This window comes from Myxococcota bacterium (assembly GCA_039030075.1).
Taxonomy (GTDB): Bacteria; Myxococcota_A; UBA9160; order UBA9160; family SMWR01; genus JAHEJV01.
The window spans coordinates 38,963-60,823 of the sequence record JBCCEW010000008.1 but is presented as its reverse complement, the minus strand read 5'-3'; the positions used below and the strand labels follow the sequence as shown (position 1 = coordinate 60,823).

21 protein-coding genes are annotated in these 21,861 nt (G+C 68.8%); 11 read left to right on the top strand and 10 right to left on the bottom strand.

Annotated features, from left to right (window positions below; genetic code table 11):
* Nucleotides 1-86 precede the first annotated feature (86 nt).
* The 5 genes from rarD (at nt 87) to AAF430_10710 (ending at nt 7,579) form a co-directional block, all read left to right on the top strand.
* On the top strand, nt 87-1,037 hold the full coding sequence (rarD, locus tag AAF430_10730; protein ID MEM7410698.1) for an EamA family transporter RarD: 951 nt from the start codon (nt 87-89) through the stop codon (nt 1,035-1,037).
* On the top strand, nt 1,034-2,131 hold the full coding sequence (locus AAF430_10725) for an SMP-30/gluconolactonase/LRE family protein (protein MEM7410697.1): 1,098 nt from the start codon (nt 1,034-1,036) through the stop codon (nt 2,129-2,131). The genes rarD and AAF430_10725 overlap by 4 nt, the downstream gene beginning before the upstream one ends.
* A complete protein-coding gene (locus AAF430_10720) occupies nt 2,128-2,757 on the top strand; it encodes an HAD family phosphatase (GenBank protein ID MEM7410696.1) in 630 nt (209 codons plus the stop codon). Before AAF430_10725 ends, AAF430_10720 begins: the two co-directional genes overlap by 4 nt.
* 193 nt (nt 2,758-2,950) lie before the next feature.
* A complete protein-coding gene (gene metH, locus AAF430_10715) occupies nt 2,951-6,640 on the top strand; it encodes a methionine synthase (GenBank protein ID MEM7410695.1) in 3,690 nt (1,229 codons plus the stop codon).
* A gap of 132 nt (nt 6,641-6,772) precedes the next feature.
* Nucleotides 6,773-7,579, top strand: a complete 807-nt coding sequence (locus AAF430_10710; protein MEM7410694.1) for a class I SAM-dependent methyltransferase — start codon at nt 6,773-6,775, stop codon at nt 7,577-7,579.
* Between the two features lie 27 nt (nt 7,580-7,606).
* Here AAF430_10710 and AAF430_10705 read toward each other — a convergent pair whose 3' ends face one another.
* The 5 genes from AAF430_10705 to AAF430_10685 are packed head-to-tail and all read right to left on the bottom strand — an operon-like array spanning nt 7,607 to nt 11,085.
* Nucleotides 7,607-8,200: an ABC transporter substrate-binding protein gene (locus AAF430_10705; protein MEM7410693.1), complete on the bottom strand. Its 594-nt coding sequence runs from the start codon at nt 8,198-8,200 to the stop codon at nt 7,607-7,609.
* The gene (locus AAF430_10700) at nt 8,193-9,014 is read right to left on the bottom strand and encodes a VacJ family lipoprotein (GenBank protein ID MEM7410692.1); all 822 of its coding nucleotides are present in this window, start codon (nt 9,012-9,014) and stop codon (nt 8,193-8,195) included. The genes AAF430_10705 and AAF430_10700 overlap by 8 nt, the downstream gene beginning before the upstream one ends.
* Nucleotides 9,015-9,054: 40 nt before the next feature.
* Complete coding sequence (gene mlaD / locus AAF430_10695; protein ID MEM7410691.1) at nt 9,055-9,513, bottom strand: outer membrane lipid asymmetry maintenance protein MlaD; 459 nt, start codon at nt 9,511-9,513, stop codon at nt 9,055-9,057.
* Between the two features lie 22 nt (nt 9,514-9,535).
* Nucleotides 9,536-10,309 (bottom strand): MlaE family lipid ABC transporter permease subunit, encoded by a 774-nt coding sequence (locus AAF430_10690; GenBank protein ID MEM7410690.1) that lies wholly within the window; start codon nt 10,307-10,309, stop codon nt 9,536-9,538.
* Complete coding sequence (locus tag AAF430_10685; protein ID MEM7410689.1) at nt 10,306-11,085, bottom strand: ATP-binding cassette domain-containing protein; 780 nt, start codon at nt 11,083-11,085, stop codon at nt 10,306-10,308. Before AAF430_10685 ends, AAF430_10690 begins: the two co-directional genes overlap by 4 nt.
* Nucleotides 11,086-11,353: 268 nt before the next feature.
* Here AAF430_10685 and AAF430_10680 point away from each other — a divergent pair, with 268 nt between their 5' ends.
* Together AAF430_10680 and AAF430_10675 are read left to right on the top strand one after the other, a co-directional pair.
* Nucleotides 11,354-12,112 carry a uracil-DNA glycosylase family protein gene (locus AAF430_10680; GenBank protein ID MEM7410688.1) on the top strand — a complete coding sequence of 253 codons (759 nt, stop codon included), beginning with the start codon at nt 11,354-11,356 and terminating at the stop codon, nt 12,110-12,112.
* A complete protein-coding gene (locus tag AAF430_10675; protein ID MEM7410687.1) occupies nt 12,109-13,695 on the top strand; it encodes an alkaline phosphatase in 1,587 nt (528 codons plus the stop codon). The genes AAF430_10680 and AAF430_10675 overlap by 4 nt, the downstream gene beginning before the upstream one ends.
* On the opposite strand, the gene AAF430_10670 is transcribed toward AAF430_10675, so the two are convergent.
* Nucleotides 13,689-14,366 (bottom strand): hypothetical protein, encoded by a 678-nt coding sequence (locus AAF430_10670; protein ID MEM7410686.1) that lies wholly within the window; start codon nt 14,364-14,366, stop codon nt 13,689-13,691. The genes AAF430_10675 and AAF430_10670 overlap by 7 nt on opposite strands.
* A gap of 111 nt (nt 14,367-14,477) precedes the next feature.
* Between AAF430_10670 and AAF430_10665 the strand changes: the two genes are divergently transcribed.
* From AAF430_10665 to AAF430_10650, 4 genes are all read left to right on the top strand, one after another.
* Nucleotides 14,478-15,104, top strand: coding sequence for a methyltransferase domain-containing protein (locus AAF430_10665; protein ID MEM7410685.1), 627 nt, complete (start codon nt 14,478-14,480; stop codon nt 15,102-15,104).
* Nucleotide 15,105: 1 nt separating this feature from the next.
* Nucleotides 15,106-15,534, top strand: a complete 429-nt coding sequence (locus AAF430_10660; protein ID MEM7410684.1) for a hypothetical protein — start codon at nt 15,106-15,108, stop codon at nt 15,532-15,534.
* A gap of 87 nt (nt 15,535-15,621) precedes the next feature.
* Nucleotides 15,622-15,870, top strand: coding sequence for a hypothetical protein (locus tag AAF430_10655; GenBank protein MEM7410683.1), 249 nt, complete (start codon nt 15,622-15,624; stop codon nt 15,868-15,870).
* Complete coding sequence (locus AAF430_10650; GenBank protein ID MEM7410682.1) at nt 15,867-17,369, top strand: tetratricopeptide repeat protein; 1,503 nt, start codon at nt 15,867-15,869, stop codon at nt 17,367-17,369. The genes AAF430_10655 and AAF430_10650 overlap by 4 nt, the downstream gene beginning before the upstream one ends.
* Here the strand turns inward: AAF430_10650 and AAF430_10645 are convergent.
* Genes AAF430_10645 through AAF430_10630 form a run of 4 tightly spaced genes read right to left on the bottom strand, consistent with a single transcriptional unit; the run spans nt 17,366 to nt 21,843 of the window.
* Complete coding sequence (locus tag AAF430_10645) at nt 17,366-19,150, bottom strand: EAL domain-containing protein (GenBank protein ID MEM7410681.1); 1,785 nt, start codon at nt 19,148-19,150, stop codon at nt 17,366-17,368. The two genes, AAF430_10650 and AAF430_10645, sit on opposite strands and share 4 nt — an antisense overlap.
* Nucleotides 19,151-19,197: 47 nt before the next feature.
* Nucleotides 19,198-20,358, bottom strand: a complete 1,161-nt coding sequence (locus AAF430_10640) for a PilZ domain-containing protein (protein MEM7410680.1) — start codon at nt 20,356-20,358, stop codon at nt 19,198-19,200.
* Nucleotides 20,321-21,043, bottom strand: coding sequence for a spermidine synthase (locus AAF430_10635; protein ID MEM7410679.1), 723 nt, complete (start codon nt 21,041-21,043; stop codon nt 20,321-20,323). The genes AAF430_10640 and AAF430_10635 overlap by 38 nt, the downstream gene beginning before the upstream one ends.
* A 23-nt stretch (nt 21,044-21,066) precedes the next feature.
* Complete coding sequence (locus AAF430_10630; GenBank protein MEM7410678.1) at nt 21,067-21,843, bottom strand: enoyl-CoA hydratase-related protein; 777 nt, start codon at nt 21,841-21,843, stop codon at nt 21,067-21,069.
* Nucleotides 21,844-21,861 lie beyond the last annotated feature (18 nt).

Genomic DNA, 21,861 nt, shown 5'->3' with positions numbered 1-21,861 from the left:
CCCCTCCATGCCGGGGACGATAGCGTTCGCCCTGCCCCGGCCCGGACCCACCCGCCCGCCGCCGAGGTCGGTATGCTCCGCTCGCCGTGTCCCCCGCGCCCCGAAACGATCCCGGCCCGACCCCCTCCCCGCGCGCCGAAGGCGCGCTCTACGCCATCGGCGCCTATCTCATCTGGGGGGTCACCCCCGCCTTCTGGAAACCGCTCAGCCATCTGGGCGCCTGGGAGCTGACGGCCTGGCGGGCGCTCTTCTCGGTCGGGGTCGGGCTGCTCCTGGTCGTGGCCTTCGGACAGCTTCGCGAACTCGGGCGCGCCCTCCGCACGCCGAAGACGGTGCTGCCCATCGCCGGCGCTGCGCTGTTGATCTCGATCAACTGGCTGGTGTTCCTCTACTCGGTCGAGACCGACCGTGTCAGTCACACGAGCCTCGGCTACTACGTGAACCCGCTGATGAGCGTCGCGCTGGGCTTCCTGTTGCTCGGCGAGCGCCTGCGTCCGGCCCAGAGTGTCGCGGTTGCGATCGCGACCGCGGGCGTCCTCTGGTGGACCTGGCAGCTCGGGGGCCTGCCCTGGATCTCCGCCGCCCTCGCCGGCTCCTTCGCGCTGTACGGACTCGTCCAACGGCTGGCGTCGGTGCCGCCGATCGTCGGCTTCGCCGGGGAGATGCTGTGCCTCGCGCCCGTCGCGATCGCGTACCTCTGGTGGGTACCCGAGGGCCCGTGGGTATTCCCCGCAGACACCTGGGGAACGTCGGTTTGGATCGCCCTCTCGGGCGTCGTGACCGCCGCACCCCTCGTGCTCTTCGCGAACGCCGCCCGGCGGCTTCCGCTCGTCATGATCGGCGTATTCCAGTACATCGCTCCGACCCTCGCACTGCTGCTCGCCGTGCTCGCGTACGCAGAGCCCTTCACCTGGAAGCACGCCGGTACCTTCGTGTGCGTCTGGATCGCGCTGGCGATCTTCACTTTCGACTCGTTCCGGACGCTGCGGCGTTCACCGGGCCCTCCAGCGAGCCCGGCCACCCAGGAATCGGCATGAACCGAACCTCCGCGCTCGCCGCCCTCGCGGCAGGACTGATCTCATTCGGCTGCGCCAGCGTCGAGCCCATCACCGGCTGCGATCCGGTCGGCGACGTGACCCCGCTGTGCGGCTACCAGAACCCGGAAGACCTGGCGCTCCTGCCCGACGGACGCAGTGTCCTGGTCAGCGAGTACGGGGGGATGGATGGCGAGCACCAGGGTTTGCTCAGCCGCCTCGACCTCGAGACGGGAGAGCGCCACCCGCTCTACGCGGGCGGCGGAAACGGCGAGGCGCGCTGGGGCGACCCCGCCTGCGAAGGCCCGCTCGAGGCGCTCACGCCCCATGGCCTAGACCTGTCGGAGCGCAGTGACGGACGGCTGCAGCTGCTCGTCGTCCAGCACCATCAGCGAGAGTCGGTCGAGTTCTTCGAAGTCGGACGCGACGCCGCGGGCGAGTGGCAGGTCGCCTGGCGCGGCTGCGTGGAACCGCCCGAGGGCAGCTGGCTCAACGAGGTGGTGGGGCGACCCGACGGGAGCTTCTTCGCCAGCCACATGATGCCCAAGGGAAGCGCGGGACGGTTCTTCGCGATGGTGAGCGGGGCGCTCTTCGGCGCCGACACCGGTCACGTATGGGAATGGACGCCGAGCAACGGGTTTCGGGCCGTCCCGGGCACCGACGCGGGCTTCCCGAATGGCGTCGAGGTCTCGCCCGACGGCCGGCACCTGTTCGTGAACGCTTCGCTGGGCGGCCAGGTCGCGCGCGTGAATCTCGAGAGCGGCGAAGTCGAAGGCCATGCCGAGGTGCCCACGCCGGACAACCTCACCTGGGGTCCCGACGGCCGCCTCTGGGTGGCCTCGCTGCGACCCGAGTCGGTGACCGACACCCTCGCCTGCGACGAGATCACCGACGGTGCATGCCCTCTCGCCTTCGCGATCGTCGCCATCGACCCGGAGACCCTGCAGACCGAAAACCTCTATGTCAGCGACGACACCACGCCCGGCGGCGCCGGCACGGTCGGACTCTGGGTCCCCGGCGGCGACATCCTGGTCGGCACCTTCGCCGGCGATCGCATCCTGCGCGTCGATCGCGACGCAGCGCCGAGCGCGCCGTGACGATCGAAGTCGTGATCTTCGATCTGGGCGGCGTGGTCCTCGGCTCGCCGCTCCACGCGATCGCCGCCTACGAGACCGAGACGGGGTTGCCTGCCGGCTTCGTGAATCGCGTGGTCGTGGACACGGGAGCCGAAGGCGCCTGGGGACGTCTCGAACGCGGCAAGCTCTCGCTCGAGGCGTTCATCCCCGCCTTCGAATCCGATTGCGCCGCCGCGGGTGAACGGATCGACGCGCGCACGATGATGGAACGCATGGCGGAAGCTTCGAAGCCGCGCGAGGCCATGCTCGATGCGATCGCACGGATCCGGTCGAACGGCCTGCGCGCCGCGGCGCTCACCAACAACTGGGCGTCCGAAGAGCGCGACGACGGGACGCGGGCCCTGCGCTCGCACTTCGACGCCTTCTTCGAGTCGAGCGTGCTGGGTCTCCAGAAGCCGGACCCCGCGATCTACCAACACGCCTGTCAGGAGCTGGGCGTCGCCCCGGCGGCCGCCGTGTTCCTGGACGACATCGGGCGGAACCTGAAGACCGCCCGGCAGCTCGGCATGACGACGATCAAGGTCGACCAGCCCGGCCAGGCCCTGGGCGAGCTCGAGAGCGTCCTCGGCTTCTCGCTCCAGGCCTGATCACACATCTTCCCCTGGGGGGATCACCGTGCATCAGGGAATTGAGATAGGCTGATATTGATCTAAACTCCGCGGCCAGGTCCCGCGATGCAGGGGCTGGCAGCGAGTGCCCTGTCGGGCCACGCCAATCGGGCCGCGAGGTGCGACGCTCGCCATGCGCCGATCCCAGTCGGCACGTCCAGGAGGAGCCAAGGTGGCGCTACAGCCGGAAGACGCGCGGAAGACCCTCGAAGCGATCTTCGCCGAACGCATTCTCGTCTTCGACGGGGCGATGGGCACGATGATCCAGGGCCGCGACCTGGGCGAAGCCGACTTCCGGGGCGAGCGCTTTCGCGATCACTCCCAGGACCTGCAGGGCAACAACGACCTGCTGGTGCTCACCCGGCCAGACGTCATTCGCGACATCCACGACGCCTACCTCGCCGCCGGCGCCGACCTGATCGAGACCAACACCTTCAGCGGCACCTCCATCGCCCAGGCCGACTACGGCACCGAGTCGGTGGTCCACGAGCTGAACCGCGAAGCCGGGCGTCTCGCCGTGGAAGCGGCGACCGCCTGGACCGAGCGCACGCCCGACAAGCCGCGCATCGCGGCGGGGGCCGTCGGCCCGACCAACAAGACACTGTCGATCTCACCCGACGTGAACGACGCCGCGTTCCGCGACATCGACTTCGACACCCTGCGCACCGCCTACGCCGAGCAGGTCGCCGGCCTGATCGAGGGCGGCGTCCACGTGATCCTGATCGAGACGATCTTCGATACGCTGAACGCGAAGGCCGCCATCCTCGCGACCCAAGACGTCTTCGAGGAGAAGGGCGTCGAGCTGCCGATCCTCTTGTCGGTCACGATCACCGACAAGAGCGGGCGCACCCTCTCGGGTCAGACCGTCGAAGCCTTCTGGACCTCCGTGCGCCACGCGAACCCGATGTCGGTCGGGATCAACTGCGCGCTCGGCGCCACCGAGATGCGCCCGTTCCTCGCCGAACTCGCCGCAGTCGCGCCGATCCCGGTCACCGTCTATCCCAACGCCGGCCTGCCGAATGCCTTCGGCGGCTACGACGAAACCCCCGAAACCACCGCCGGTTTCCTGCGCGAATTCGCCGAGAGCGGCCTCGTGAATGGTGTCGGCGGCTGCTGCGGCACCACCGACGGCCACATCGCGGCCATCGCCCAGGCGGTGGACGGAATGGTGCCGCGCGAAGTGCCGGCCGAGCCGGCCGAGATCGCCTTCTACAGCGGGCTCGAGCCGCTGGCCATCCGGCCGGAATCGAACTTCCTGATGATCGGCGAGCGCACCAACGTCACCGGTTCGCGCCGCTTCGCCAACCTGATCAAGAAGGACGACTACACGACCGCCGTGGAGGTCGCGCTCGACCAGGTGCGCGGCGGGGCCAACATCATCGACGTCAACATGGACGAGGGCATGCTCGACTCCGAGCGGGCCATGACCACCTTCTTGAATCTGATCGCGACCGAGCCGGAAGTGGCGCGGGTGCCGATCATGATCGACAGCTCGAAGTGGAGCGTGATCGAGGCCGGCCTGAAGTGCGTCCAGGGTCGCGGCATCGTGAACTCGATCAGCTTGAAGGAAGGCGAAGCCGACTTCCTGGACAAGGCCCGCAAGGTCCAGGGCTACGGAGCAGGCGTCGTCGTCATGGCCTTCGACGAGGTGGGCCAGGCCGACACCACCGAGCGGAAGATCGAGATCTGCGAGCGCGCCTACCGGCTGCTCGTCGACGAGGTCGGCTTCGACCCGAAGGCGATCATCTTCGACCCGAACATCCTCGCGATCGCGACGGGGATCGAGGAACACGACCGCTACGCCATCAACTTCATCGAGGCGACCCGGCTGATCAAAGAGCGCTGCCCGGGCGCAAAGGTGAGTGGCGGAGTCTCGAACCTCTCGTTCTCGTTCCGCGGCAACGACCTCGTCCGCGAAGCCATCCACACGGCCTTCCTCTACCACGCCGTCCAGGCCGGCATGGACATGGGCATCGTCAATGCGGGCCAGCTCGGCGTCTATCAGGAGATCCCGCCGGAACTCCTCGAGCACGTCGAGGACATCCTGTTCGCCCGCCGCCCCGACGCCACCGAGCGCATGATCGAGCTTGCCGAGACCGTGAAGGGCAGCGGCAAGAAGCGCGAGGTCGACCTCTCCTGGCGCGAAGCATCCGTCGCCGAGCGTCTTTCCCACGCCCTCGTGAACGGCATCGTCGATTTCATCGAAGAGGACACCGAAGAGGCGCGCCAACAGTTCGATCGCCCGCTCCACGTGATCGAAGGACCCCTCATGGACGGCATGAAGATCGTCGGCGACCTGTTCGGCGCCGGGAAGATGTTCCTGCCCCAGGTGGTGAAGAGCGCGCGCGCCATGAAGCGTGCCGTCGCCTACCTGACGCCGTTCATGGAGGCCGAGAAGCGCGCCAGCGGCGACGTTTCCCAGAGCCAGGGCAAGATCGTGATGGCCACCGTCAAGGGCGACGTCCACGACATCGGCAAGAACATCGTGGGCGTGGTGCTCGGCTGCAACAACTACGAGATCGTGGATCTCGGGGTGATGGTGCCGGCCGACCAGATCCTCGATGCCGCGGAATCGGAGGGCGCGCATATCGTCGGGCTGTCAGGGCTGATCACGCCCAGCCTCGACGAGATGAGCCACGTGGCGGCCGAGATGGAACGTCGCGGCATGAAGCTGCCGCTCCTGATCGGCGGCGCGACGACCAGTCGTCAGCACACCGCGGTGAAGATCGCTCCGCGCTACAACGAGAGCGTCGTCCACGTGAACGATGCTTCGCGCGCCGTGGGTGTGGTGTCCTCGCTGCTCGACGCCGGGCGCAAGCGCACCTTCGACACCGAGAACCGCCAGGTCCAGGAGAACCTCCGCTACGTCTACGAGGGACGCAACCAGCGCCCCCTCGTGTCGCTGGCCGATGCGCGCACGAAGCGACCGGAGCTCGCGGCCGCCCCCCAGGAGCCCGCCTTCCTCGGCCGGCGCGAGGTCGAGGGCGTCACCCTCGAGGATCTCGAGCCCTACATCGACTGGACCTTTTTCTTTGCGGCCTGGGAGATCAAGGGGAAGTACCCGAAGATCCTCGACCATCCCGAGAGGGGCGCCGCGGCACGCGAGCTCTTCGAGAACGCCCAGGAGCTGCTCGCGCAGATGAAGCGCGAGCGCCAGCTGACGCCCCGCGGCGTCTACGGCTTCTGGCCCGCGGCCCGCGAGGGCGACGACCTCGTGCTCTACGCGCCCGAGGGCGACGGCGAGCTCGCGCGCTTCCCGATGCTGCGCCAGCAGTCGCCCCAGGCCGACGGCAAGCCCCACTACGCGCTTTCGGATTTCGTCGCTGCGTCGGATGGGGGACCGCGCGATACGGTGGGCGCCTTCGCCGTGACCTCCGGTGTCGAAGCCGAGGACCTGGCGCGCCACTTCGAGAAGGACCTCGACGACTACAACGCGATCATGGTGAAGGCCCTGGCCGACCGCTTCGCCGAGGCCTTCGCGGAGTACCTGCACGCCCAGGCGCGTCGCGACTGGGGCTACGGCGAGGGCGAGTCGTTCTCGAACCAGGACCTGATCGCCGAGCGCTATCGCGGCATCCGACCGGCGTTCGGATACCCGGCGTGCCCCGACCACACCCGCAAGGGAGACCTCTTCCGGCTCCTCGACGCACCCGCCGTCGGGATCGAGCTGACCGAGAGCTACGCGATGATGCCGGGAGCCAGCGTGTCCGGGCTCTACTTCGCCCACCCGGACGCGAAGTACTTCACCGTGGGCCGGATCGACCGCGATCAAGCCGAGGACTACGCCCAGCGTACGGGCATGACCCTCGAAGAGGTGGAGCGCTGGCTCGCGCCGAACCTGGGCTACGACCCCGAAGCCTGAGCCGGCACACGCGGCGTGGGTTCGTTCCGCGCCAACCATTGTGGGAAGCGCCCGGTTGCGTCAGCATCCGGCTCGCGAACTCCTTCCCTCGTACCCGATCGCGCCTCCACGCGTTCCAAGGAACTCTTTCGCATGGCTCGACGCCGAACCCTCGCCCAGCGCGCGGACAAGTACGTCTACTACCAGCGCAGCGTGCAAGAACCCGAGGTGGACGTCGCCTTCCTCGACCGCACCTTCAAGAAGACGCGCGGGCGACCGGCGCGCAGCATGCGTGAGGACTTCGCGGGCACGTCGGCCTTCTCCTGCGCCTGGGTGGCCCGACACCGCGAGAACACCGCCTTCGCGATAGACCTCGACCCGGAGCCCCTCGACTGGGGTCGCGGGAACAACGTCGCGGCGCTCACTCCCGATCAACAGTCGCGGGTGAAGCTGATCGAGGGCGACGTACGCACGGTGGGCCACGAACCCGTCGACGTCACGGTCGCCTACAACTTCTCCTACTTCCTCTTCGACACGCGCCCCGAGCTGGTCCGCTACTTCGAGGCCGCGCGCGCGACGCTGAAGAGCGATGGCCTGCTCTTTCTGGACGTGTACGGGGGTGGCCAGGCGATGGAGGCCCTCGTCGAAGAGACCGAGTTCGACGACTTCATCTACGTCTGGGAGCAGAAGTCCTTCGACCCGATCTCCCATCGGGGCGAGAACCGGATCCACTTCAAGTTCCCGGACGGCAGCGAGATGCGCCGGGCCTTCAGCTACGACTGGCGGATCTGGACGATCCCCGAACTCCGCGAGCTGCTCGCCGAGGCGGGCTTCTCCGACGCCCACGTCTACTGGGAAGGCACCGACCGCAAGACCGGCGAGGGCAACGACGTGTTCTCCCGCCGGGAGCGCGCCGAGGGCGATCCGGCCTGGGTCGCCCACATCATCGCCGTCAAATAGCTCCCGCGGGTCGTGCGGACGGACGGCTCAGGCAGTCGCGTTCTGGGCGTTCTTCTCTTTCAGCTTGCGGAGCAGCCCCTCCGGGCCCTGATTTCCGATCACCTCGGAGAACTGGTCCCGGAAGTTGGCCACCAGGCTGATGCCTTCGATCACGACGTCGATGATCCGCCACTTGTCGTTGCGGTGGCGCATCCGGTAGTCGACCTGGGCGCCGTCGTTCTCCCCGCCGACGATCTGTGTCTTCACCACGACGTCGCCACGCGGCTTCGGCTCCTCGCCGGTCACGGCGACCTCTTCCTGCTCGTAGCGGTCGAGGCGACTGCCATAGTCGTTGGCGAGGTAGGTGGTGAAGGCCTCGACGAACTCGCTGCGCTGGCCATCGTCGAGTCGCTTCCAGTTCCGCCCCAGTACGAGCCGGGACATCGTGCGGAAGTCGAAGCGCGCATGGGCGATCGCCTCGAGCTCCTTGCGACGCTCGGCGGTCGACTTCGCGTCGTCCTTGAGAACGTCGATCACCTGCGCGACGGTTTCCTCGATCAGGGCCGTCGCCCCGCCCTCACTGGCCTGCGCGGGGAGCGTCCAGGTGACCACCAGAGCCGCAGCCAGCCAAGCCCTACTCATCGGCTTCAAGCGCATCGTCGTACTCCTCTTCATCGTCGAAATAGTAGAGATCCTCGTCCGCGTCGGACGCGTCGGGCGCCTCCTCGCGGTCGCGCACCTGATTCGCGCGGAACTGCACGGAGGCACTGCGGACCGCCGCGTAGAAATCGAAGGCCGATGCGCGCTCGGCCCGGATCGTCTCGATCGACAGCGCTCGCAGATTCACGATCTCGGTCGCGGTGGCGACGTAGCTAACGGTGGCGGGCACGAACCAGCGCTCGACGGCGAGAAAGTTGTCCACGATGAGCCCGACCGCGTCGCGCGGGTTCGAGGGTCCGAGGAAGGGGATCACGAGATAGGGCCCGGCCGGTACGCCCCAGACGCCCAGGGTCTGACCGAAGTCCTCGGACGGGTTCGGGATGCCGACGGCGGTCGCCGGGTCGAGGAGTCCGCCCAGCCCGAAGAGCGTGTTCATCACGAAGCGTCCGAACTCGTGGCCAGCTGCTTCGCCGTTCCCTTGCAGGGCCGCGTTCACGAACTGCCGTGGAAAAGCCAGGTTGGCGAAGAAGTCGGAGATCCCCTGCTGTGCCCGATGTGGCACGACTGTGTCCCATCCGATCGCCACGGGCTCGAGGAACCAGCGATCGGTGGTGTCGTTGAAGGCGAAGGTCGCGCGATTGAGCGGCTCCCAGGGGTCGTGAACGCCGGAGCTCGGCACCGGATCCGCGGTTTCGACGTTTTCCACGTCCGTTTCTTCACCCAGGGACGACAAGGGCAGCGACCCGATGGCCCCCGCGAGCAGCGCGAGGGCGAGGAACCGGGCAGATCGGTGCATGAGCAGAGCGCCTTCCTTTCGGTGGGCCGGGCGCGAGCCCTCAGTCCGAATCGATGCCCGAGTCTTGCACGAAGCGGCCGATCAGTCGCTCGATCGAGAGGGCGCTCTCGGTGAACTCGATCTCCTCGCCGCTCTGGAGCAGCGCGTCCTCGCCGCCGGGTTCCAACGCGATGAACTGGTCACCGAGCAGGCCCTGGGTCCGGATGCCCGCCGAGGAGTCGATCGGCAGCTCGAGGTCCGCGTCGACCTCGAGGGTCACCCGCGCGCGCAAGAGCTCGTCGAGATCGATCGAGCGCACCTGGCCGACCGTGACGCCGGCGATCGCGACGGGAGCGCGCGCCTTCAGGCCACCGATCTCGTCGAAGGTGGCGTAGAGCTCGAGCCCGCCGCGTCCGGCGTAGCTCACCCCACCCACCTGGATCGAGAGATACGCGATGGTGGCGAGGCCAGCGGCGACGAAGAGGCCGACGATGAGATCGCGGGTGGCGGACGGTTGCATGCGGGAACCTCCCAGGACTGGGCTAGACGCCCCAGAGCGCGGTGATGACGTAGTCGAAGAGGAGCACGGCGACCGACCCGGTGACCACGGTCCCCGTCGTCGCAGCGGACACGCCGGCGGACGTCGGCTCGCTGATGAAGCCGCGATAGGTGGCGATGGCGCCGATCAGGCCGCCGAAGATGACCGACTTCAGTAGGGTACCGGCGATGTCGTTCTCGAAAGTGATCGAGCTTTCCATGCTCGACACGTAGGTGCCGCCTTCGAGCCCGAGCAGCTCCACGCCGACGACGTAGCCTCCGAAGAGCGCGAACGCGATGAACAGCGCATTCAGCATCGGCATCACCAGCAGCATCGCCAGTGCTTTCGGGGTCACGACGAAGTCGACCGGATCGATCGACATCATCCGCAAGCCATCGAGCTGCTCGGTCTGCACCATCGAGGCGATCTCTGCCGCCATCGCGGAGCCGGCGCGACCGGTCACGAGCAGCGCGGTGAGCACCGGCCCGAGCTCGCGCACCAGCGTCAGGCCGACGACGGCGCCGAGGCTGCTCTCGGCGCCGAAGCGCGCGAGGGTCGTATAGCCCTGGAGGCCCAGGACCGCGCCAACGGTCACTCCGGAGAGGCAGACGATCGCCAGGGAGAGCACGCCGACGTCGTAGAGCTCGGCGATCAATCGTCGCAGCCGCCACGGCGGCCGCCACACGTGAAGCGAGATCTCACCCACGAAGGTCGCGATGCGACCCAGATGCCCGACGAAGGACACCGTGCGATAGCCGAGATCGCGAAGCGGTTTCACAGCTCTTCCTCGGGCTCGGCATCTGCATCGAGCTCGGCCGCGAAGAAGCCGGCGACGCGGGGATCGTCGTGGTACCGGATCGCCTCGGGTGCGCCCCGCACCGCTTTCCCGTCCTGCAGGAACACGATCTGGTGACCCATCCGCAGCGACGAGGGAATGTGGTGCGAGGTGATCAACAGGGTGAGGCCCAGTCGCTCGTTCAATGTCGTGAAGAGCTTCTCGATGCGGCGCACGTTCACGGGATCGAGACCGGAGAAGGGCTCGTCACACAGCACGATCTCCGGGTCGGTGACGATCGCGCGCGCCAGGGCCGCGCGTCGCAGCATGCCGCCCGAGAGTTCGCGCGGGAAGAGATGTCCCGTATCGGGAAGCCCCACCGCGACGAGGCGACGTTCGACCTCCTGGGCCACGTCCTGCTCGGAGAGCTTCGTGTGCTCGCGCAGCGGAAGCGCCACGTTGTCGAACACGCTCATCGCATCGAGCAGCGCCCCGTGCTGGAAGAGCATGCCGATGTGCTGGCGCACGCCGAAGAGATCGCGCTCGGACATCGCAGTGATGTCTTCGCCAGCCACTTCCACGCGACCGCGCTGCGGCCGCGCGAGGCCGGCCACGGTGCGGAGCAAGGTGCTCTTGCCCGCGCCGCTCCCGCCCAGGAGCATCGAGATCTGTCCGCGAGGAAACTCGCAGTCCAGACCGCGGAAGATCGCGCGCTCGCCGAAAGCCAGCTCCACCCCTTCCAGGCGAACCCGGGTCTCGACCCCCTGCCCTGCGCTCATCGACCCCCCTCGGCCGCGTAGACTAGCCCGAGGGGACCACCCTCGGGACCGCTCTTCCGCGATCCGCAGCGAACCTCGCAAATCGGCGGGAATACGCACTTTCTGGAGTCCTTTGCCGCGTGGCCCCGGATTCGCTCCGGACCCGTGACATAGCAATTCGACAGGTCGAAGGCCTCCCTTGAGACCCAACGTCCGCCTCGGCCGCCGCGCTCGAACCGGCCTCGCACCGCCGCCCCCGGTTCGGTACGCACTCGCTCCGGAGGATCCCATGCCCCCCACCACAGCCGGCGCCCTCCGCCAGGCCGCCCGGCGACTCAGCCGCGAGCTGCGCGAGCTCTCGTTCGCCGCGCCCGTGAGTCACGTCTACGACCCGCTCGACTACGCGCGGAAGCCCCACGACCGCTACCTCGAGACGTACGCGAAAGCGCGGAAGCGGGTGGTGTTTCTCGGCATGAACCCCGGCCCGTTCGGCATGGCCCAGACAGGCGTTCCCTTCGGCGAGGTCGGCTTCGTGCGCGACTTCCTCGGACTGGAAGCGGCGGTGGGTCGGCCCGAGCGCGAGCATCCGAAGCGACCGATTCAGGGTTTCGGCTGCGAGCGCAGCGAGGTGAGTGGCACCCGCGTGTGGGGCGCGATTCGCAGCGAGTTCGGAACCCCGGGGCGGTTCTTCCGCCAGTTCTTCATCGCGAACTACTGCCCTCTCCTCTTCATGGAAGCGAGCGGACGCAACCGCACCCCCGACAAGCTGCCCGTGGCGGAGCGCGAGGCGCTCTACGTCGCCTGCGACCGCCACCTGCGGCGCGTGGTCACCGTGCTCGAACCCAGCTGGGTCGTCGGCATCGGGGCGTTTGCCAGCGAGCGCGCGCAGACCGTGCTCGGCGACCGCGTGAGACACGCGCGGATCCTGCACCCCAGCCCCGCCAACCCCCGGGCCCAGAAGGACTGGGCTGGGCAGGCACGACGCGAACTCGAACAGCAGGGGGTGTGCCGCCGCGCCCGTCCTGCACGCGCAGGAGCCTCGAAATGAAGCGATTCGCACCCCTCTCCGCTCTCGCTCTCGGCGCCTGGGTCCTGTTCGCGAACCCCGTCCCGGGCCGGGCGGACCCGAGCGCGGACGCCTGGCGCCGACAGGGCCAGGCCGCGGTCCAGCGCGCACTCGACCGCTCCCCACTCTCCCGGCCCGCCCGCAACGTGATCCTGTTCATCGGCGACGGCATGGGCGTGAGCACGGTGACCGCAGCCCGGATCTTCGAAGGACAGCTGCGGGGCCAGCCCGGCGAGGAGAACACGCTGGCCTTCGAGCGTTTGCCCCACGTCGCACTGGTCAAGACCTACAACACGAACCAGCAGGTGGCCGACTCGGCGGGGACGGCGACGGCCATGCTCACCGGCGTGAAGACACGCGCGGGCGTGATCAACCTGTCGCCCTCCGCACCGCGCGGGCGACCGGCCGACGCAGCGCTGCGCCTGCGGACCCTCTTCGAAGAGGCGAAGGCGCGGGGCGTCGGCACCGGAATCGTGAGCACGGCGCGCATCACCCACGCCACCCCCGCGGCCGCCTACGCTCACACGAGCGAACGCGACTGGGAGTCCGACGCGGACCTCAGCGACGAGGCGCAGGCGGCGGGCGTCCGCGACATTGCGCGCCAGCTCGTCGAGTTCGCCAACGGGTCCGGCCTCGACGTCATCCTCGGGGGCGGCCGCGCCCAGTTCCTGCCGAATACCACCGCCGATCCCGAGTACCCCGAGAAGAAAGGCGCTCGAAAGGACGGCGAGAATCTGATCGAGAGCTGGCGCGCCGGGGGCAAGGACCGCCACTTCGTCTGGAATCGGGAGCAGCTGACGACGCTCTCGCCGACCGAACCCGGTGCGCTCTTCGGTCTCTTCGAGCCGTCCCACATGCAGTTCGAGGCCCAGCGCCCGCGCGACGGCGCCGGCGAGCCCTCCCTCGCAGAGATGACCGGCGTCGCGATCGAGCGCCTCGCCCAGGGTGACGAAGGCTACGTGCTGCTCGTGGAGGCGGGCCGCATCGACCACGGGCACCACGCCTCGAGCGCGTTCCTCGCCCTCCACGACACGATCGCCTTCTCGAATGCGGTGGCGACGGCGGTCCAGCGCGTCGACCTGTCGGAGACCCTGATCGTCGTGACCGCCGACCACAGCCACGTCTTCACGGTCGCCGGCTACCCGACGCGCGGAAATCCGATCCTCGGCCTCGTGCACGGCAACGACGTGCACGGCGAGCCCCAGACCGAACCGGCGAAGGACGCGAGCGGACTTCCCTACACGACCCTGGGCTATGCCAACGGGCCCGGCTACCCGGGCGCTTCCGATTCCCAACCCGAGGGGCCGAAGCAGCTGCCCCACTTCCCGCGCAAGGCCGAGGGTGTGACGAAGGGGCGGCCCGACCTCGGCGAGGTGGACACGATGCACCCGCGCTACCTCCAGGAGAGCGCGGTGCCGCTGATCGCGGAGACCCACGCCGGGGAAGACGTTCCGCTCTACGCCGACGGCCCGGGCGCGGCACTCTTCCATGGAGTCCGCGAGCAGAGCTACGTGTATCACGCGATCCACGCCGCGCTGGGTTGGAACGAACCGAAGCCTCAGTGACGGCGCTCGGCCCAGGTGCCACTCGGAGAGCGAAAGACGAGAATCCGCTGACTCGTGCGAACGGTGGCCAGGTTCGAAGCCGCCTCGACGGCGCGGATCTTCTCCTTGAGCTGGAGCCGAATCGGAAAGAAGCCGCCCGCGCTGGGAGACAGCCCGAGCGCTTCGCGATCGGTCACCACGATCCCGACGTTGGCGCCCACGCGCGTCGCGCGCAGCTCTTGATGCGGTCCGAGCCGCTCCTCCGAGAAGCGACTGGTCGTCCCCAGGAACCCGAGCACACGGCGCGCGAGCGGCACCAGCGCCACACGGTCTCCGAGCAGGGCCGAACGGGGCGGCGGCTCCCTCCGCTCGTAGTCGACGCTCTGCCAACGTGACGACCGAGTCGCGATGGCGAGGATGCGCTGGTCGGTGATCACGACCGCCAGGAGTCCGCGACTGTCGCTCCACAGGACGGTTTCACCGACGCGAAGTCGCTCCACCGAGGTGCCGCCGGTCTGGGCGTCGAAGGCGAAGAGCTCCTCGCCCTCGACGATCACCTCGAGGAGGGCGCCCAGCGGAACGCGGTCGTCGTCGCCGAACGCAAGCTGACTTGCTGCCGGCACGGACCCCCCGGCCAGGGCCAGGAACAGGGCGGCGGCGAGCCAACGAGAACGGGGTGCGGGGGCGTTCACCCCGGGAGCAAAGCAAGTTCGGGCAGGCCCTGGCAAGCCGAGCCGCGCCCTGCGGGGTTCAGGCCGGCCGCCGATTCTGGCAAGCTGGCGGGGCGCCCGACGGAGAACGCCATGCCCCGACGTTTCCCGGCCTTGCTCTGCCTGCTCTGCGCCTGCCTCGCGCTCGGCTGCGGCGCCTGGAAGCGCTTCGGCTACGAGGGTTTCTCACGGGACGGCTGGCAGCAGCCCGACCAGGTCCTTCGCCTCCTGGAGATCTCCCCGGGCGATCGCGTCGCCGACATCGGCGCCGGCGGTGGCTACTTCAGCTTCCGGTTCGCCGACGCCGTGGGAGCCGAGGGTCGTGTCTTCGCCGTGGACGTCGACGACGACATGCTCGAGTACCTCACGGGTCGTGTCGCGGACGAAGGCCGGACCAACGTCGAGGTGGTCCGAGGCGCGTTCGAGGATCCGCAGCTTCCCGACGGCGAGATCGATCTGGTGTTCCTCTCGAATACCTACCATCACATCCAGGACCGCCCGGACTACTTCCGCGGGGTGCTCGGCGACCTCTCACCGCGGGGTCGCGTCGCCATCGTCGAACTCGACGACCGCAGCTGGTTCCCGCGCACCTTCGGCCACTACAGCGAGCCCGATGCGATCGTCCGGGAGATGGAAGCCGCGGGCTACGTCCGCGTCGCGGACCATGCGATCCTGGAGCGCCAGAGCTTTCAGATCTTCGCTCCGACGAAGGGGGGATGAGATGCGGTGGGCCTTCGTGATCGTCTGTGTGGCCTGGATCGCGTGCGGCACCGTGCCCCGTCACCCCTACACGATCGAACCCGGCTACGAGGGCGCGCCGGAGCTCACGGGAGTCTTCCTGGCCCCGATCAATGCCATGGGTAGCGTCGCGCCCGAGCTCCAGGACGGTCGCGACTACACCTTCGAGATGATCAAGGCGTATCTCGACGAGCACGGGAAGACCCAGGTCGAGACGACGCCGTTTCGCTACCGCCGTGCCTGGAGCCAGGCCACGAAGAACGTCGAGTTCACCAAGCCCTCCCGAAGGCGCCCGTTCCCTCCGCTGCCCCAGCCCGCGGCAGCGAAACTCTTCGAGCAGCTTTCGCGCTACGGCGACTTCGACGTCGTTTTGATGAGCGACCTGGTCGTACGCACGGCTCACCCGGCCTGAACCTCCCTGCGCTGGGATGGAGTGCGCAGGACCGTCGGTGGCGTGCACGGCGCCGGAGGCTCCCTCCGCGGGGGCCAGTGGCCGGTCATGTCGCTGCTCGTCCAGGCCTATGACCGCGATGGCCGAAGGGTCTTTCACGGCATCGGCGGGCTCGACATCACGTTTCGCCTCAAGACGAGTGAAGTGAAGGTGCGTCTGCGCGAAGGCAGCATCACCGAGGACAACCGCCCCCACCGCGACGCCGCCCGCCCGGCCGACCGCCTGTTGACCGACCCCGAGCACACGCGCGAAGGTGTGCAGCTCGCGTTTCACCCGTTGCTGTCCTTCGAACCATGAAGCCGATTTCCCTGTTCTTGGTCATCGCCCTCACGCTCGTCTGCGCTTGCAGCTCGGGACGCGTCGCACGCCCCTACTACCCGCCCATCGACCTGTCCGCGCGCGATTGGATCGAGGTCGAGACCCCGACGTTCCGGGTGCGATCGGACGCCCCTCCCGAGGCAGCGCGGGTGGCGGCAACGGAGCTCGAGCGCTTCGCGGGACTCCTCTCGCGGGCCACCCAGGTGGTCCCGACGGAACGAGCCACGGTTTACGCCATCGCGGACCCGAAGGTTCTCGCCGCCGTGCTCCCGGACTTCGCCCGGGGTGTTCGCGCGAACATCCACTCGGGTGGCCTGATCGTCGCCCCGATCCAGAACGTCGACGACACCCGGGCGACCCTCTCCCACGAGATCGTCCACGAGCTGATGGCGCAGCAGCGGATCCGCTATCCGACCTGGTACACGGAGGGACTCGCCGAGTTCCTGGAATCGACCCAGGTTCGCCACGATCTGGCGACCATCGGCCGGCCGGAGACGATGCGGGCGATGGCGCTCGCGGCGCGCGGGCGGATCCCGGTCTGGCAACTGCTGGACCCGACGCATTCCCCGCACGAAGACCTCCACGCGTACTACGCGAACGCATGGCTCGTCGTCCACTACCTGCACACCGGGCGGCGCCCGAGCGGTGAATCCCCTCTCGACGCCGGTGTCGACTACCTCGAGCGCCTGGCGGTGGGCGAGCCCTGGCGGAGCGCCTTCGAGACCGCCTTCGGGACGTCGCTCGCGGCCTTCGACGAGGAAGTCGAGGCGCACCTCGAGTTCCTGAAGACCCGCTATCGGCTGATCGACTTCGAGGAACCGATCCCGGAAGACGAACCCGAGATGGAAGTCCGGACGCTCGCGCCCGAGGTCGTGGCAGCGCAACTCGCCGAGGCCACGATCCAGTTCGGGCACTACCGAGCCGCCGCCGCGCTGGCTCTCGTCGCACCGTGGTACCGGGACCCGGAGGCGCCGCGCGCGAACGCCGTGTTCGGCCTTGCCGAAGCCACCCTCGGTGTGACGGATCGCGCATCCCGTGCCGTCGACGTCGCGCTGGCCTCGGCGCCGGACGATCCCGCCGTCCTGCAGCTGGCGGGCGACGTGGCGTACCGCCTGGCAGTCAACGAGAAGCAGGTCGACCGGGAGCGCTTGCGCGAAGCCCGGACGCGCTACGAGAGGTCGCGACGGCTGGGATCCACCACGCCCGGTCTCGAGTGGCGCATTGCCCGCACCTTTGGTGCGGGCCTCCCGGGCGACGATCTCGAGACGCGCCGAGAGATCGTGGAGCGAGCGCTCACACGGTATCCCGAGGACGGCCAGCTCTTGCTCGGACTGGCGCGGATCCATGTCGATGCCGGTCGCGAGGAAGAGGCGCGCCGCCTGCTTCGAACGGTCATCGACGGGAACTGGTACCCCGGCCTCCGCGAGGAGGCCCGCCGTCGGCTCGAGGCACTGGGGGAGCCGGCGACGCGCTCCTAGCTCTCGCCGTCGTCGCTCTTCAGTGCGATGCCTGTCCGCAGGAGCTCCCTGAACGCGTCGGGGGGGAGCGGCGGACTCAGGAGGAAGCCCTGGAGCCAGTCGCAGCGGCGCTCCGAGAGGAAGCTGCGCTGCTCCTCGGTCTCGACACCCTCGGCAACGACGCGCAGATCCAGCTGGCGCGCGATCGAGAGGATTGCCGCCACGATGGCCGCGTCGTCGGCGTCGAAGGCCAGATCACGCACGAAGGAACGGTCGATCTTCACCGTGTCGACCGGGAAGCGCTTGAGGTAGTTGAGCGAGGAGAAGCCCGTCCCGAAGTCGTCCAGGGAGATTCCGACGCCCATGCGCTTCAGGGCGCGAAAGGTGCGGATCGCCTCGTCCTCGTCGCGCATCAACGCGCTCTCGGTCACCTCCAGCTCGAGCTCGCCCGGCGCGATGTCCGAATCCCAGAGTGCCTGCACGACCGTGCGGCGCAGCCGCTCCTCGGCGATCTGGTGCGCCGAGACGTTGACCATCATGCGCAGTCGGTGCCCTTCGCGCTTCCACTGGGCGAGCTGCTCGCAGGCGGTCCGGATCACCGCGTCGCCCAGCGGAACGATCAACCCGATCTCCTCGGCCACCGGGATGAACTCGGCCGGCGATACGACGCCCAGGGTCGGATCGTTCCAGCGCAGGAGCGCCTCGGCGCCCACCACTTCGAGCGAGCCGGCGTCGACGATCGGCTGGTAGACGATGCGCAATCCGCCCGACTCGAGCGCCTTGCGAAGGCCCTGTTCCCGGGCATGTCGAGAACGCGCCGCCGAATTCAGATCCTCGTTGTAGAAGTGGGACTGGGAACGCCCGTTCGACTTCGCCTGGTAGAGCGCCAGGTCCGCGCTCCGGATCAGTGCTTCGGGGTTCGAACCGTCGCGCGGGAACACCGAGATCCCGATGCTGACGCCGATCCAGAACTCGCGGCCGTTCAGCCGGAAAGGCTCGCGCATCTCGGCGTGGATCTTGTTGGCGACAGCCGAGGGCGCGTGATCGCCGCCGATCTCCGACAGCAGGATGAGGAACTCGTCTCCGCCCACCCTTGCCACGACGTCGCCGAGGCGGGTGCAGCGCGCGAGCCGCTGGGACACCTGGGTCAGCACCGCATCACCTGCGCTGTGGCCAAGGGTGTCGTTGATCGACTTGAAGCGATCGAGGTCCAGGTAGAGGATCGCCGCGCTGGTGCGGGAACGCGCGGCCTGCGGAAGCACGCGCTGCATCTGCTGTTCGAGCAGGTAGCGGTTCGGGAGCTGGGTGAGCGCGTCGTGAGTCGCCGCGTGCAGCGCGCTGTGGCGCGCCGCCTCGAGCTCGTCGATCAGGCGATGACGCTCCATCGCGTGCCGCAGGCTGCGGACGAGGCGTCGCCCTCCTTCCGCGGGGAACGCCACGTAGTCCTGGGCGCCGGTACGCAGGGCCGCGAGCGCTTCGTCCTGATCGTCCTCGTCGGAGAGGATCAGGACCGGCAGTCGCACGCCGGCTCGCCGCACCCGCTCCAGATGGGCCAGACGCTCGCCGGCGAAACCCGAGAGGTCGATCAAGAGTGCCTCGAAGGACTCGGCACCCAGCTGCGCGATCGCCTCCTCGACGTCATGGGTCGAGAAGAGCGCGAACTCTTCCTCGTCCTGCCCGCGCAACAATGCGTGCTCGACCTGTGCGCGACAGTCCGGGTCGGCGGAGAGCAGCAGCGTCCGGAACGGGGGCGTCACACCGCCGTGTCGCTGGACGGACTCGTCGCGACTCGTCTGACTCATCGCGCGCTCGGGGTCTGGATCGTGTACCGCATCACGCCGTCCGCGATCTAGTCGCGGATCATCTCCGCGATGTGCAGGGGCGAGCGGTCGGCCTCGAGATCCTCCAGCTGGGGAGCGGCCTCGATCAGGCGATCGATCCCGCGCCGCTGGCCCGGGTCGAGCCGCAGGAAGCGGAGACCGACGTCGCCCTCCCCGGCTCGCACCACTTCAGCGTCGACGAGTACGGGCTCCTCGCGCTTGCTGCCGTAGAGGGCGAGCGTGAGCGACGTGCCCAGCGGCGGCGGCGCCGCCGCGATGATGCGCACACCCGAACGCGACAGGTCGTGTCCCAACCCGGTGCGCAACCCCGCGTGCCCCGGCCAGCGCAGCGCGTCGACCTGGCGGTCGTAGGGAACGCGCGGATCGCGTCGCCGTTCTCCGTGCTCCTGATTCCAGCCCGCGGTCTCCTGGAAGTCGGGGGGGAGATCGTCGGAGAGCCAGTCCGCGCGCGAATCCTCGGAGACCGTGTCGGGCTCGGCCACGAGCGGAGTCACCTGCGCGCCGGGCGCGTGGCCGGTGAGCAGATCGTGAATCCGGGCCATGTCGTCGGCGCCCAAGGACGGGAAGCGGATCACCGAGTGGACCTGGGGGACCTCGCCGGGTCGCTCGTCGCGCTCGGAGCGCACCCACTGGCCTTCGAGCTCGAGGTTCTGATCGCCCGTGAGCTCGGCCGGCAGACACACCTTCAAGCGCGGCCCGTCCGGGATCTCTTCTCCGGTCGCGATCACGCAGCTCTCGCGAGACAGCTCGATCAGCTGGGCCGCCCGCTTCTCGAAGCCCACCTCCAGGGTGAGCGCACAGGAGAGCGGGATCCGGCGCACGCCGCGCTCGTCCGAGCCGCCGTGGAGGAGCTGGTTCAGGAACAGGGCCAATCCCCGGCGCGGAAGCTCCGCCGAGACCAGGTAGTGAACTCCCTTGTCCTTCAAATGTTCGCGCAGGGGCAGAAAGTCCGGGCCGTAGAGGCACACCCAGATCGGCTCGGCCTCGCCCATGAGAGGGGGCATCTCCATCGCCCGGGGTCCCGACGTCACGAGCAGGGCCCGGGGGCGCGGGAGCGGGTCCAACGAACCGTCGGAGCAGCGCTCGCCGGCGGCTCCGAGGTCCGTCAGGATGGCTTCGATCTCGTCGAGCTCACCGTCGTCGACGATGAGAACCGCGGGCGCGTCCATGGTCGGCGTTTCGGCCGAACCCGGGGGCGGCTTGACGCGCGGGACGCGCGCGAAAGAGCGTATGGTGCCGGCCGCCCCGGCCCGCGCGTCGGGTTTCGGTCTCGTAACCCAGGCGCCCGAGGCGCTTGACGAAGCCCTGGGCGGGCGCCTCGGACCACACCCCGAGCCAGCCCCGTTCGGTGAGAGCCGCCTGGAAGAGTCCCAAGGCTCCCGAGCCATAGAGCGGGTGGGTCTCCTCGCGCCGATCGCCCCGCGGTCCCTCGAAGAGATCGATGGCGATCGCATCGAAGGCGGGACGTCGCCCCTCGGCGGCTTCGCGCACGACTTCCATCACGTCGCCGACGCGGATCTCGACCCGGGAATCCCCGATCGCGTTCCCCGTCAGCGGTGCCAGTGGCCCCCGGCACCAGTCGACGACGCCGGTTTCGAGCTCGGCCGCGCACACCCGGGCACCTGGGGGCAGAACGTCCAGGGCCGCGCGCAGGGTGTACCCCATGCCGAGTCCGCCGATCAGCACCCGCGGCCGCGGCGGCTCGAGATCCGAGCACACCCACGCCGCCAGATCGCACTCGGAACGATGCGCCGTGCTCGTCATCAGCACGCGCCCGTCGACCGTGATCAGGAAGTCCCGCTCTCCGCGCTGGCGCAGGACGAGTTCGCCCCCGGGTGAGGCGATCCGTCCCAACTCGGTCCAGGGTTTCGCCGTGGCTACTTCCCCTTCCAGACCGGATCGCGCTTCTCGGCGAAAGCGCGGGGCCCCTCCTTGAAGTCCTCGCTCTTCACCATGGCGCGCACCTGCTCGTAGGATCCGCCGCACGCGGCTTCGAGGCTCGGAGCATCGAGGCCCTCGTAGGCCGACTGCTTCGAAGCCCGCACCGAGAGCGGCGCACATTCGAGGATCTGTGCGGCCCAGCGACGCGCTCCCTCGAGCGCCTGCCCGGCGGGCACCACCTCGTTCACGAACCCGAGGCGCTCGCCTTCTTCGGCGCTCACGCGACGGCCCGTCAGGAGCATGCCCATCGCGTGCTTCAGGGGGATCGCCCGGGGCAGACGATGCATACCGCCGGCCAGCGCGGCGAGACCGACGCGCGGCTCGGGCAAGGCGAAGACCGAACGATCACCAGCGATGATCAGATCACAGGCCAGCGCGATCTCGAAGCCACCTCCCATGGCCACGCCGTCGACGGCGGCGATCACGGGCTTCGGGTTGTCGAAGCGCGAGGTGAGGCCGGCGAAGCCCGTCTCCGGGCCGCCCATCTTCCCTGCGTTCTGCGCCGTGTACTTCAGGTCGTTCCCCGCGCTGAAGGCGCGGTCGCCGGCGCCGGTGATGATGGCCACCCACAGCTCGGGATCGGCGACGAAGGCATCGAACGCTTCCGCCAGCTCGAAGTTGGCCGGCGGATGCAGGGCGTTCATGACCTCGGGCCGGTTCATCGTGACGATGTAGAGCGGCCCCTCGCGTTCGACGGTGCAGAATTCGGGCAACGGAATCTCCTCGCTGGC